The organism is Helicobacter valdiviensis, assembly GCF_003245365.1.
Taxonomy (GTDB): domain Bacteria; phylum Campylobacterota; class Campylobacteria; order Campylobacterales; family Helicobacteraceae; genus Helicobacter_D; species Helicobacter_D valdiviensis.
This window is the reverse complement of record NZ_NBIU01000010.1, coordinates 21,776-34,838: the sequence shown is the minus strand read 5'-3', so window position 1 is coordinate 34,838 and position 13,063 is coordinate 21,776. Positions and strand designations below refer to the sequence as shown.

Below are 13,063 nucleotides of genomic sequence, written 5' to 3'. Positions count from 1 at the left end.
AATCATATTTAAGTTTATTAGGATAGTATATCTTAAAAAAGCACAAATGCAAGAAAGGTTTTAGGATTTGGTAAGCTATTTTCCACTGAGTGAAATTGTATTTTATTCTTTAGAATTAGAGGTAAAACAAGAAAATTTGCAAGACTTGCTTGAAGAAAAAATTTGTCTTATTTTGGGATTAGATAGAGAATGTGAATATTTTTTGTCTTATTGTTATGTAAATCAAAAATACCATTGCATATTAATAAACAAAGATAAGCTTAAAAACTTTAATCAAAAAAGTAGTTTTCTTACAAGTCCTATTTTTGTGCTACAAGCTTTGTATGCTAAAGAGGGGCTTTGTGGTTTTATTTTGCAAGATTTAAAAGATTTGGCATTTGTGTGGATAGAAAATGCAAAAATTATTTTTTATGAGCTTTTAAAACAAGAAGAGATTTGTGATTTTATAAAAATGCAAAATAAAGATTTTAAACTCTATTATTTTTCATGCAATATAGAAGAAAATGAGAAAATTTTGGAGTTTAAAAAAGAGTTACAAAAAGAAATTACTTTAATAGAAAATTGTTTTAAAAAAGAAGAATTAGAGAAGAAAAATGTGCCAAATTTTATCCCCAAAAAAGACACAATAAATCTTTTTAAAAATCTATCTTTTAGGTATTTGTCAATCTTTTGTATCAGTTTTTTATTATTTTTGATTTATCCTTTGTATTTGTGGTTTTTAGGAATGACTTTAGAGGATAAAAATCAAAAAATAAGACAAAATTTAGAAGAATTAAATTTGCAATTAAAATTAAAAAATGAGAAAAAGAGCAAAGAAGAAAAGGAGTTACTAAGAGCTAAAGAAGAATTGCAAAATCTAGAGAAGATTTATTTGCAAAATAAAAATTATCTTTCTTTAATTAATCCGCAGAAAAAATATTTTCTTCCCATTTTTGCCGAGATAAATACTCTTCTTTTGCAAAATAATCTAAAGATTGTATATCTTTTTTATGAGGATGGACAATTTTATTTATTGCTTTTTGGAGGGGATTTTTATTCCTTATTTCCGCAAATTGAAAAATATGTCAAAGTGTTAAGTTTTAGCGATTTAAATCCTTATTACTCTTTGCAATTGGAAGCTAAATGAAAAAAGTAAAATTTACAATTTTGGAAGATTTTTTACAAGAACGCACTAAAAGAGAGCTTGTTCTTTTAGCATTTTTGGTGTTGGTTGTGAGTGCTTATTTGAGTTTTTTTATCATTTATCCAAAGGTTAGGCAAAGTTATGAAAAGACATTAAATAATTATCAAAGCTTAAATGCAAGAGTGCAAGAGTTGCAAGGGAAGCTAGAGTTTGGCGAAGAATTAGATTATGCAAAATTAAAAACTAATTTACAAGAAATAAAAGAAAAAATAAAGGATCAAGATGAGCAAATACAAACTTACAAAAATGGCTATTCTTCTTTAAATGTTTTACTTTTTGAATTAAACAATAGAAAGCTTTCGCAAATTGCTTTTTCTTTTGAAGGGAGGAAAATTGTGCTTAGTGGGGATTTGGCATTTGAAGAGCTTTTTAGTTTTATAGAAGAGATTGATAGAGATTTTAATTTTACACAAATTCACTCACTTAGTGTTTATCCAAGTGCGTCAGTGCTTACATTTTATATGACTTTATTGGATTTAAAGGAAGAAAAATGAGGCTTGTAGTATTTTATGTTCTAGCAGTAGGGCTTCTAGAGGCAAAGATTGTAGATAATTTTCTTTATTTTAAAGAATTTTCACAAGCCAATCTTAAACTAGAGGCAATCTTGGGAGAAAGCGTAAAAATTAATGGGAGTTGGCTAAAAAAAGAGGAAGAAATTTTAGATTACAAAATAGTTTTGATTGTTTATCCTTGCGTGCAATTACAAAAAGAGAGTAAATCTAAAACATTATGTTTTGAGGATAGTTTTAAAGGCAAATAATGAAAGTGATTTGGCTATTTTTTAGTTTTTTAGGATTAATTTTTGCATGTGAGAATAGATCTTTTGATTTGTATTTGGAAGAAGCACAAGTTAGCATTCAAGAGGTTTTAGCTCATCTTGCTAAGGAATGTTCTTTTAGTGTGGTTTATGATGACGAAGAGATTGGGGAGAGATTAAGTAGAAAGTTGCCCATTATTAATATCAAAAAAGGGGGTTTGGATGATATTTTTGAATTGCTCTTTGAAGTGGCAAATTTACATTATTCTTATGCGAACAAAAAGTTAAATCTTAGCATTTTGCAAACCCAAACTTTTAAAATCAATTATCTTGGAACAAATAGAGAAGGTAGCTCTAGCACTTCAGTGCTTATCAATAAAGATACTAAAGAGCAATCCTTTGAGGGAGGAACGCAAGGATTTAGTAAATCTGGTGTGGATATTGTAAGCTATGATGGGTTTAATTTTTGGGAGAATATTAAGCAAGAGCTAGAAGAGCTTTTAGGAGAAGATGTAGGAATTGTTATCAACAAAGGAGCAGGGCTTATTAGCATAAAGGGGGATCAAAAACAGCTAAAACTTGCTAAGACTTATATGGATACTTTACATAAAAGGCTTCAAGCACAAGTGATGATTGATGTGAAAATTTTAAGTGTTTTGCATAGCAATACAAACACTACTGGGATTAATTGGGAGGGGCTTTATGGATTGCAAAATATTAACATTTTAGGAGCAAGTGAAAATTCTAACTTAGGGGGAGAGGGGAATTTAGGAAATAGTAGTGGGATTAATATCATAGGAGGCACTAAAGCTAGTAGGACTTATGGGCTAAATATTGTCCATCAAGGATTAAGCTTGAATGAGATAGTAAAATATCTAAAAACCTATGGAGAGGTAAAGTCTATCTCAAATCCTAAAATTTTAACCCTTAATAACCAACCTGCAATGATTAGTGTAGGAGATATTTTGCGTTATAAAAAAAGCACGATTTATCAAAATACGAACGCACAGACTACGCTAACCAATAAAGATAGTGAATATCCAAGTATTTTTGCAGGAGTTTTACTAGACATTACACCTTTAATTTTTGGTAATGAAGTGATTTTAAAAATCAATCCTTCTATTACTAAGACCAAAGAGAATAGAATAAATCTTCCTGCTCTTGCATTTGAAACTCCGCCAAATCTTACGACAAATCAGCTTTCTTCTATAATTAGGGTTCAAGATAAAGAAAAGATAATTTTAGGGGGATTAATTTCAAATACTTCAAGCAAAAAGGAGAGTAAAATTCCATTGCTTGGAGATTTGCCTTTGCTTTCTTATGTTTTTTCTTATTCTCAAACTTTAGAGAGCAAAGAAGAAATTATTTTTATTATAGAGCCTAAAATTATCCATAAAAAACCACCTACATTAAAATCATTAGGTTATGAAATGCTAAAGGATTAAAATGTTAAAGATTGCTGTTTGTTTGCTGGGGTGCGGTGTTTTGTTTATGGTTTTACCTTTATTTGTAAAGATGGAGCAACCCTCTAAAGAGGTCTTTAAAGCTCCGCTAAAAATCGCAAAGCCATGTTATTATGTGAGTGTGCAAAATCTTCATTTAAGACAAGCTCCGCATTTGGATTCTCCAATTCTTGCAAAATTACCTAAAAATACAGAAATTTGTAAATATGAGGGTATGGAAAATGATTTTTTAAAAACATCAAAAGGGTATGTGTATTTTGAATATCTTTCGCTTATGCCTGTAAAAGAGGATAAGCAAGTGCAAAAAGCTAAAATTGTGCTAAGAAGCTATCCAAAAGAGCTAGATTGGTTTAAAAAAGCTAGTAGGGCTTTGGAAACAAAAGATTATAAGTTAGCCAAAATCCTAGCTTATAAGCAAAATTTAAAAGATCCGCTAGATTTTAGAAGTTATGAGATTTATGCTAAAACTCTCTACGAAGAAGGAGACAAAGAGGGTGCTAAAAGGCTTTTGCAAGCAGTTTTAAACTATGAATACAACACAAATTTACAAAATTTACTAAAGAGTTTTAAAGAGAAAATTTAGGGATAAAAGATGGTAGAAGAAATAGAGTTTTGTAGTGTGGATTTAAAAGTTGCTAGTCTTTTAAATTTAGAGCAAATGCAACATTTTGGGGCAATTTGTATAGATTTTAAAGAAGAAGTTTTACGCATTGCTTTGTTGGAGTTTAAAGAAGAGAGTGCAAAAATTCTACCTAAAATCTTAAGTTCTTATAAAATCCATTTTTGCAAAATTTCTAAAGAAAACTTTCAAGAAGTATTGCGTTTTTTGCAGATAGAGCAAAACATCGCCCATCTTTTAAATGAAATACCAAAACAAGGAATTGATAGCGAGGATTCTAAGATTGTTTTGTTGCTTGAAAATATTTTGCAAGATGCAATTTATAAAGGAGCAAGTGATATTCATATTGAGCAAACTATAAAAGAATGCAAGATTAGGTTTAGATTAGATTCTGTTTTAGTGGATAGATTGGTCTTGCCAAGTTATTTGAATGCTTCTTTGGTGCTTTGTTTAAAGCTTTTTTCTAATTTGAACATCGCTGAAGTTTCTTTGCCTCAAGATGGGAGATTTTCTTATGGGCTAAAAAATATCAAAGGAGAGGTTGTAAGCTATGATTTTAGGATTTCTACGCTTCCTTTAGTGGAGGGCGAATCTGTGGTATTAAGAGTGTTAGATCCCACAAGTGTAGCACTTCCCTTAAAAGAGCTTGGATTTTTAGAAAAGGAGCTACAAGAAATTTTAAAATTAGCAAATTTGCCTTATGGATTTGTGCTTGTCAGTGGCCCAACTGGGAGTGGCAAAAGCACAACTTTGCATGCAATTTTAAAACAAATCCAGCATAAAAATTTAAAAATCATTAGCCTTGAAGATCCCGTAGAATACCGCCTAGAAAATATTACACAAGTTGCCATTCATAAAGAAATGAGTTTTGCTTCTGTGTTAAAAAGTATTTTACGCCAAGATCCTGATGTGATTATGGTGGGAGAAATCCGCGATAAAGAAACACTAAAAGTAGCTTTGAGGGCTGCATTTACAGGGCATTTGGTATTTTCTACTTTACACACAAATGATGCACTAGAAACAATTCCAAGACTTATAGATATGGGGGTAGAGCCTTATTTTTTAAAAGAGGCATTAAGCGGAGTGATTGCTCAAAGGCTTTTAAGAAGATTATGTCCTATGTGTAAAAACAAAGAAGGTGAATTTTATAGTGCTAAAGGTTGTATGCGGTGTAACTTTACAGGCTTTAAAGATAGAATTGTGGTTGCAGAAATTTTAATAATGGATAGCAATTTAAAAAGTTTTATTGATGGAAAGATTACAAAAGATAAATTGCTAGAAATTTTACAAAAAGAGGGTTCTTATACTCTTTTGCAAAAGGCATTGGATAAAGCTAAAAGTGGCATAACTTCACTTAAAGAAGTGTATAGGGTAGTAAAGTGAATGCAAAAATTTGAAGTATTTTATAAGTATAATGGCAAAAAATTTCGCATTTTAAAAAGAGCGAAAAATAAAGAAGAAATTGAAGACTGGCTTTTAGTAAATCATTTTACTCTTTTAAAGATTGTTCCAAAAACATCTACTTTATTTTTAAGTAAAAATCCCTCTTATAAAGATATTTTAAACGCATTTTATCAATTAAGCTTATCTCTTAGGGCAAAAATCCCTCTTGAAGCTTCTTTGCAAAGCATTATAGAGCATACAAATAATAAAAAATTACAGCAAAGATTTTTACAAATTCTTTATCAATTAAAGGGTGGTAAAAATTTATCCAATGCTTTTAGGGAGGTAGGTTTTGAAGCATTTATTTGTGCGCTTATGGAAGTGGGGGAGCAAAATGGAAAAATAGAGGAGATGTTAAACTATGCTATTTTGTCTTTAAAAATGCAAAATAAAAATAAGAAAGCACTCTTTAGGGCACTTTTTTATCCTCTTTTTGTTGTGGTTGTTATGATTTTTGTATTTTTAGGGATTGTGCTTTTTGTGTTGCCTCAATTTGAAAATCTTTTTATAGATTTGGGGGCAAATTTGCCTTTTGCCACACTTAGTCTTTTATTTATTAAAGCTTTAGTGCTAGATTATGGCTTATTAAGCTTGGCTTTGGTTGGTGGAGGTATTTTTTTAATCACAAGTGCATATAAGAAGCTAGAAAAATTTGCAAATTTGATAGATTGTTATTTGCTTAAAATTCCTTTTTTAGGAGAAATGATTTATTATTCTCAAATTCATACTTTTTTTGTATTGTTTTTTTATTTAAGCAAGAGCGAAGTTCCTATAAAAAAGCGTCTAGAATGTGCCAGTGGAGCGATTTTAAACAAAGAATTAAAAAGGCGTTTAAAGTTAGTGTATTTGGAGATAGAAAAAGGGGTTTCACTTTCTTTAGCATTTAAAAAATCAAAGGTTTTAAATTTGCAAGGAGAATCGCTTATGCAATCCATTAAAGATGGCGAGGGCTTATTAAGTGCGCTTAGTATCATTAATGAGCTTTATGGAGAGATTTTAGAGGATAAGACAAGTCTAGTAATTGCAAGTTTAGAGCCTCTTGCTATTTTGTTTTTAGGGGTTTTGGTGTTGTGGCTTGGGCTTGGGATTTTCTTGCCACTTTGGGAATTGCCTATGCAACTTAAGAGCTTTTAGGCAATTTTGCTTAATCTTTTTATGAAGTATTCTATGCTTTCTATTTCGCTTTTGGTGCTTGTTTTTTCTCCATGTCCTGGGAAGATAGGAGTATCTTTGCATTTTTGAATATTTTCTAAAAAGCTTTGCAAACTTTCAAGCATTACTTGATGAGAGGAGTAAGGAAAATCACTCCTGCCTATGCAGTTTAAAAAAATAAAATCCCCACTAAAAATGATTTCTTCCTCGGGGTTTTTTTGATGGCTTAGGGTAATAATACTACAACCAGGAGTGTGTCCTGGATATGTGCTAAATTTAACATTAAATGCACCAAAATTAAAGGTATTTTGGCGATTAATATTATGAGATTGTGAAGTTTTTGTGTTAATTTCTTCTTTTTCTTTTGCTCCCACTAAAATATCAGGGGTTGAACTAGGAAGTCCTGTGCTAAAGCAGTCATTAACAAGCATAAAAGCATCTTCATAGGGACAAAGCAAAGGAATCTTTAGTTTTTCTTTTAATTCTTGATTGCTCCATACATGATCAAAATGCCCGTGTGTGTTTAAAATACATAAAGGATTTTTGGCATTTGATAAAACCCATTCTGTTGCATTAATTCCCGGATCAATAATAAGAGAGGTTTCATCCTCTTTATTACAAGCTAAATAGCAGTTTGTTTGGTATTCGCCAAAAGGCTCTCTTAGGATATAAAAATATTCATTTTCATAAATTTTCATTATTTTGCCTTTTATTTTTTAAAATCTTAGCATAAAGTCTCTTGTTAATATTTTACTGTTGTTACTTTTATATAAAAGTAAAAAGATTCTTGTCTAAAATTATTTAAAAATGTGCTTTTCTTTGTTATACTCTTTGAAATTATATCTAAAATCTTAAGGAAGAAATTATGAAAATTACCTACACTCTTACAGATGAATCACCCGCACTTGCGACTTATTCCTTTTTGCCTATTGCAAAAGCTTTTTTAAATCAAGCAGGAATTAGCATAGAAACTTCTGATATTTCTTTATCGGCTAGAGTTTTAGCACAATTTACTGATGCCAAAGATGAATTAAGTTATTTAGGAGAATTGGTGCAAAAAGAAGATGCAAATTTAATCAAAACTCCTAATATTTCAGCATCTATTCCGCAGTTAAAAGCAACTATTAAAGAGCTTCAAGAAAAGGGATATGTATTGCCAGATTTTCCAGACAATCCAAGCACACAAGAAGAACAAGAAATTAAAGAGAAATACCAAAAAGTATTAGGTTCTGCAGTAAATCCAGTTTTAAGGGCGGGAAATTCTGATAGGCGTTGCACAAAAGCAGTTAAAGAATATGCAAAGAAAAACCCTTATCGTGTTGTGCCTTTTTTGGATACTTGCAAAAGCAAAGTTTCCTATATGAAAGAGGGGGATTTTTTCTCTAATGAAAAAGCAGTATTAATAAAAGAAGATACCGAAGCTAGGATTGAATTTGTAGGTAGCAAAGGTGTAGAGGTGCTAAAAAAGGGGCTAAAATTAGAAAAAAATGAGATTTTAGACGCAACTTTTATGAGTGTAAATGCGCTTAGTTCTTTTTATAAAGAGCAAATTGAAGTTTGTAAAAAAGAGGATTTATTGCTTTCATTGCATTTAAAAGCTACAATGATGAAAGTGAGTGATCCTGTGATTTTTGGATATGCTATTAAGGCTTATTTTAGTGAATTATTTGATACATTTAAGGAAGAATTTGAAGCTTTAGCTATTAATCCAAACAATGGTGTGAGCGAGCTTTTAGCAAAGATAGAAAATTCCCCTAAAAAAGAAGCAATCTTAAAAAAATATAATGAAATTTTAGCAACAAGTGCGCCTTTATCTATGGTAAATTCTGATAAAGGTATCACAAATTTACATGTGCCAAGTGATGTGATTGTAGATGCTTCTATGCCTGCAATGCTTAAAAATGGTGCAAGATTATGGGATAAAGATGGAAAAGAAAAAGATACCAATGCACTAATTCCTGATAAAACTTATGCAACCATTTATGAGGCTGTGATTGAGGATTTACGCAAATTTGGCACATTAGATCCAACAAAATTAGGAAGCGTGTCTAATGTGGGCTTAATGGCTAAAAAAGCACAAGAATATGGTTCTCATGATAAAACCTTTATGGCAAAAGAAGATGGAATTTTTAGAATTGTAGATGCAAACAATCAAGTATTGTTAGAACACAAGGTGCAAAAAGGAGATATTTATAGAGCAAATGAAGCTAAATATGATGCGGTGTTGAATTGGATTGATTTAGGGATACAAAGGGCAGATATTACAGGAAGTGAGGCGATTTTTTGGCTAGATTCTAAACGCCCTAGCAATAAAATTATGATAGATTTTGTGGAGAAAAGACTGCAAGAGCTAGGTAAAAAAATTGCTATTTTACCTCCAAAAGAGGCGTGTTTGAGAAGTTTGGAGCTAATCCGTGCTGGAAAAGATGCGATTTCAATTAGTGGAAATGTATTAAGAGATTATTTGACAGATCTTTTTCCTATTTTAGAGCTTGGAACAAGTGCAAAAATGCTCTCTATTGTGCCTATGCTAAAGGGTGGGGCGATGTTTGAAACAGGTGCAGGAGGTTCAGCTCCTAAGCAAGTAGAGCAGTTGGTGGAAGAAAACCATTTGCGTTGGGATAGTTTGGGTGAGTTTTTAGCGCTTCAAGCAAGTTTGGAATTTTTTGCACAAAAAAACAAACACAACAAAGCTAAAGTTTTAGCAAATGCTTTAGATATTGCAATAGGAAAATGGCTAGAAAATAATAAAGCACCTTCACGCAAAGTAGGTGAAGATGATAATAGAACAAGCCATTTTTATTTAGCAATGTATTTTGCAGAGGCATTAAGTAAGCAAAATGAGGAAAAAGCCACACAAGAATTTTTTGTGAGTATTTTTGAAGAGTTCAAGCAAAATGAAGAAAAAATCCATAAAGAATATTTAAATGTACAAGGAAGCAAGGTAGATTTAGGTGGATATTATAAGCTAGATGATGCTAAATGTGATAAAATTATGCGTCCTAGTGCTACTTTTAATGCAATTATAGAAAGAATTTCTAGGGGCAATTAATTTTTGCCCTTTCTCTTTTTGCTTCTTTTTTGATTTTTTAAAAATATGATAGAGTTATGCTTTTTGTATGTGTTTCAAAGCTGGTAAAGTCTAGTTAATAGCAATAGCCCCTATAAACTTTAGTATAAAACTTCCTAAAAAGTTGCTTTGCTTTAAAATAAAATCCATTTTAAACTTAAAGAAAGTCAAAGTATTATCTATTTTTCTATGAAATTGCAAAATATTGGAGCTTTAAGCTTTAAATGTGAAGTAAAATTTTGGATAGAGATATGGAGCAATAGTGCCTAAAGCACTATTTATTGTTTGCTATGAAAGCTCCATTTTTCTTAGGATTAAAAATCTAGAAAGTAGATAAATTAAAATACATAAAATAAAAGCCTTAAAACCTTGATAGAATAGATAGACATTTAAGGCGTCTCCATCATAATATGAATTTGTATTTTCTAAGATATTTGCATTTGTAGAAGAGAGAAGAGTTACATCAATAATTGAAGTAAGAAAGCCTATAGCAAAACTAAGACAAAAATAAATCAAAAGCCCAATAGGAAAAACAAAAGAATTAATGTGCCAAATATTAAGAAGTGTAAGTGTAAGGAGTATCATCATTAAAAAATTCCCAATATTTGCAAACCAATAAAAACAAAATAACAAAACATTGCCTACACTTAATTCATTTACAGTTTTAAAAAGCTCAGAATAAAATTCTGCTAATGAATTATCGCTAAAAGAGGAGAATACTTGTATCAAGCAAAAAATATAAAATAAAGTTGCACAAGCTATGCAGATAACATTACTTAGAATTTTAGAGAGCAAAATATAATCTAGTTTTATAGGCAAAGATAAAAGCAAACTTCCATAAGAACCAAAAAAATATTTAGAAAAAGAATTAATAACACTCACAACAATCACAATAAATAAGCCCAAAAATGCTAGTATAGCTCCAAAAATAGCAAGAAAAAAAGGCGTCATTATAAAAAAGCTTGTTGTTGCTCCTAGATTATCAGAAAATATGTTCTCATATCCTTTTAATTCTCCATAGATAGAAATAATAAGCATACAAGCTAGATATAGCACACTCACAATCACATAGGGTAAATACATATTTTTGAGTTCATATTTTAATAGCTTAATCATCCAAAATACTCCTTAAAAGCTTCGTTTAGATTTTTAGTAGGACTTGTAATTTCACTTAGAGGTTTATGTAAAAAAGCATTTCCATAGCTTATAAAAATCACTTCATCTAAAATGTGTTCCACATCTAAAAGTAGATGTGTAGAAATTAAAGTTGTGCTATCGCTTCTATGGTTTTGCAAGATAAGTTTAAAAATTTCTTCTCTAGCAAGCGGATCCACCCCAGCAATAGGCTCATCTAAAATATAAAGCAAAGCATTTCTGCTAAGTGTTAAAATTAAAGAAACTTTTTCTTGGTTTCCTTTAGAGAGAGATTTTAATCTAGCTTGTAAAGGAAGATTAAAATCTTTAAAAAGCCTATGTGCTTTTTGTATATCAAAATCGCTAAAAAAATCTGCATAAAACTCGCAAGCTCTTTGCAAGCTCCACTCAGGTGGAATGTGATTTTTGTCGGGTAAATAAGCAATGAAATTGCGTGAAGAATCGCTAATTTTTTCTCCATTAATAAGCACTTCTCCACTTTTTAGTTGTTTTAAAAGTCCTAAAATCACTTTCATAAGAGTGGTTTTACCACTTCCGTTGGGTCCTAAAAGCCCTATGATTTTACCTTTTTGTAAATGTAGATTAACATTATCTAGTGCAATGCTGTCTCCATAAGCTTTGGTTAGGTTTTTAATATCTACCATTAATGCCTCCTATTTCTTTTAAGTTTTTTCCATTGATTGTAATGGTTGGTTCTAAAAAGGTAGATCCATTATTTTTTATACTAAAATCTACATTCACTTCGCTTTTGCCATTATTTTTTAGAGCCATTGCATTAAGATTATCTAGCATATTTTTAAAAGCTGGAATGTTTAAAGCACTAAAATCATCTTCGCTTGTAATTTTAGAATTTAGCTTAATGCCATCTTCTGCGGTTTTTAAGTTGGTGGTTAGGCTAAAATCTTTTTGGTTGATAATGGCATTAAAATCCAAATTTGCACCTATATTGCTTTTTAACATTTGCATGAATATTTCTTCATTTTGTGTTTTTGCAAGTAAAAAAAGCGATTCTGTAGGAACATCTTGTATTCCAAAGCTTAAATGAATATCTTTTAGATGAGTTTTTAGTAGATCTTTTAAATCTAAAAACTCTATATAGGTGTTGGTTTTTAAAGAGAGTTTAGAATCTTTTGAAATCACATTTGCAAAGAAGTTGATTTTTGTTTGATTGAATGTAGCACTCATATCCAAATCCGCCTCTAATCCTTCAGGCAAGAAATTTTCTAAATGGATAGGGTTGGATAAATTTCTCCAAGCTTCTATATCAAGATTTTTAATAGAGGTGTTAGAAAGGATATTTTTTAACTCTATTTTTGATGAGTTTTGAAGACTCATATATTCTATACTATCTTTAGAACGGATAGATAGTTTATTGTCGGTTATAAGGGTTTCTTTATTAGAATGGAGATTGTGCCATTGAATTTTAATGGGTTTATGACTAAAGTAATCATAGAAATTAAATTCCATTTCTTTATAAAAAGCTCTAAAAGTATTATTTGTAGGATTAGAACTAAAAAGATGTGTGGGTGTTTGAAAATCTTGCATTATAGAAAAATTATTAATAGTAAGCGTTTCTTTCGTATCCATTTGTAATTTAAAATAGGGCAAATCCATTTTAGAGTTTTTTACCATTAGGGGATTTTTGGAGTCAGATAACAAAATAAAGTTAATAGAGTGAAGATTTACTTTGTCTTGATATGAAATCTCTGCACTTTTTATTCTAACTTCCCAATCAAAGAAAGTTTTAAAGCCTTCAATCTCTAAAAGATTTGCATTTTTAATGGCATTGGCTAATTCTTTATCTACTTTCTCTAAGCCCTCTTTTTTAAAGACTGCTTTAAAGCGTTTGGATAAGGGAAGATTATAATAAGTAATTTCTCCTTTTAAAAGTGCTATCTCTTGAGAAACTTCTTCATTGTTTGTGTGATTTTTTGTCATTAGTGAGAATTTAGCACTAGAGCTTAGAAAACCTTTTTGGTAGTCTTCAAAATTTAAATAATAATACCTATCATAGTAATTTGCAAAATGTTGATTTCTTTTTAAAAATTCCTGCAACAAAAAATCATTATTATAAATATCTTTAAATTCATGCAATGTATGCGGAATAGAAGTTAGTTTTTCAAGCTCCTTATGTGCTTTAAAATTTAGCCCCTCAATATAAAAACTAGAGCCAAAAAAGCCCATAGCAATTATTGTAATAAGAGCAATGAGCTTTTTCATT

General features: G+C 30.4%; 12 protein-coding genes. 8 read left to right on the top strand and 4 right to left on the bottom strand.

The genetic code is table 11. The features are described 5' to 3' along the window. The first annotated feature begins 67 nt into the window (after positions 1-67). From B6S12_RS04855 to B6S12_RS04825, 7 genes are read left to right on the top strand one after another with little or no spacing between them, the layout of a single operon-like run. Complete coding sequence (locus tag B6S12_RS04855; protein ID WP_111229685.1) at positions 68-1,126, top strand: hypothetical protein; 1,059 nt, start codon at positions 68-70, stop codon at positions 1,124-1,126. Beyond that, positions 1,123-1,677 carry a hypothetical protein gene (locus B6S12_RS04850; protein WP_111229684.1) on the top strand — a complete coding sequence of 185 codons (555 nt, stop codon included), beginning with the start codon at positions 1,123-1,125 and terminating at the stop codon, positions 1,675-1,677. Before B6S12_RS04855 ends, B6S12_RS04850 begins: the two co-directional genes overlap by 4 nt. Beyond that, positions 1,674-1,943 carry a hypothetical protein gene (locus B6S12_RS04845; protein ID WP_111229683.1) on the top strand — a complete coding sequence of 90 codons (270 nt, stop codon included), beginning with the start codon at positions 1,674-1,676 and terminating at the stop codon, positions 1,941-1,943. Before B6S12_RS04850 ends, B6S12_RS04845 begins: the two co-directional genes overlap by 4 nt. Continuing rightward, positions 1,943-3,385, top strand: coding sequence for a pilus (MSHA type) biogenesis protein MshL (locus B6S12_RS04840; protein WP_111229682.1), 1,443 nt, complete (start codon positions 1,943-1,945; stop codon positions 3,383-3,385). Before B6S12_RS04845 ends, B6S12_RS04840 begins: the two co-directional genes overlap by 1 nt. Position 3,386: 1 nt before the next feature. Next, the gene (locus B6S12_RS04835; RefSeq protein WP_111229681.1) at positions 3,387-3,986 is read left to right on the top strand and encodes an SH3 domain-containing protein; all 600 of its coding nucleotides are present in this window, start codon (positions 3,387-3,389) and stop codon (positions 3,984-3,986) included. 9 nt (positions 3,987-3,995) lie between these two features. Continuing rightward, the gene (locus B6S12_RS04830; RefSeq protein WP_111229680.1) at positions 3,996-5,405 is read left to right on the top strand and encodes a GspE/PulE family protein; all 1,410 of its coding nucleotides are present in this window, start codon (positions 3,996-3,998) and stop codon (positions 5,403-5,405) included. Then, positions 5,406-6,599 carry a type II secretion system F family protein gene (locus B6S12_RS04825; protein ID WP_111229679.1) on the top strand — a complete coding sequence of 398 codons (1,194 nt, stop codon included), beginning with the start codon at positions 5,406-5,408 and terminating at the stop codon, positions 6,597-6,599. It begins immediately after the preceding gene. Here B6S12_RS04825 and B6S12_RS04820 read toward each other — a convergent pair. Beyond that, positions 6,596-7,315, bottom strand: coding sequence for an MBL fold metallo-hydrolase (locus tag B6S12_RS04820; RefSeq protein ID WP_111229678.1), 720 nt, complete (start codon positions 7,313-7,315; stop codon positions 6,596-6,598). The two genes, B6S12_RS04825 and B6S12_RS04820, sit on opposite strands and share 4 nt — an antisense overlap. 167 nt (positions 7,316-7,482) lie before the next feature. Here B6S12_RS04820 and B6S12_RS04815 point away from each other — a divergent pair, with 167 nt between their 5' ends. Further along, on the top strand, positions 7,483-9,669 hold the full coding sequence (locus tag B6S12_RS04815) for an NADP-dependent isocitrate dehydrogenase (protein WP_111229677.1): 2,187 nt from the start codon (positions 7,483-7,485) through the stop codon (positions 9,667-9,669). Positions 9,670-9,975: 306 nt separating this feature from the next. Here the strand turns inward: B6S12_RS04815 and B6S12_RS04810 are convergent, their stop codons facing one another. The 3 genes from B6S12_RS04810 to B6S12_RS04800 are packed head-to-tail and all read right to left on the bottom strand — an operon-like array spanning position 9,976 to position 13,062. After that, positions 9,976-10,803 (bottom strand): hypothetical protein, encoded by an 828-nt coding sequence (locus B6S12_RS04810; RefSeq protein ID WP_111229676.1) that lies wholly within the window; start codon positions 10,801-10,803, stop codon positions 9,976-9,978. Next, positions 10,800-11,486, bottom strand: coding sequence for an ABC transporter ATP-binding protein (locus B6S12_RS04805; protein ID WP_111229675.1), 687 nt, complete (start codon positions 11,484-11,486; stop codon positions 10,800-10,802). The genes B6S12_RS04810 and B6S12_RS04805 overlap by 4 nt, the downstream gene beginning before the upstream one ends. Then, positions 11,473-13,062, bottom strand: a complete 1,590-nt coding sequence (locus B6S12_RS04800) for a hypothetical protein (RefSeq protein WP_111229674.1) — start codon at positions 13,060-13,062, stop codon at positions 11,473-11,475. Before B6S12_RS04800 ends, B6S12_RS04805 begins: the two co-directional genes overlap by 14 nt. Position 13,063 lies beyond the last annotated feature (1 nt).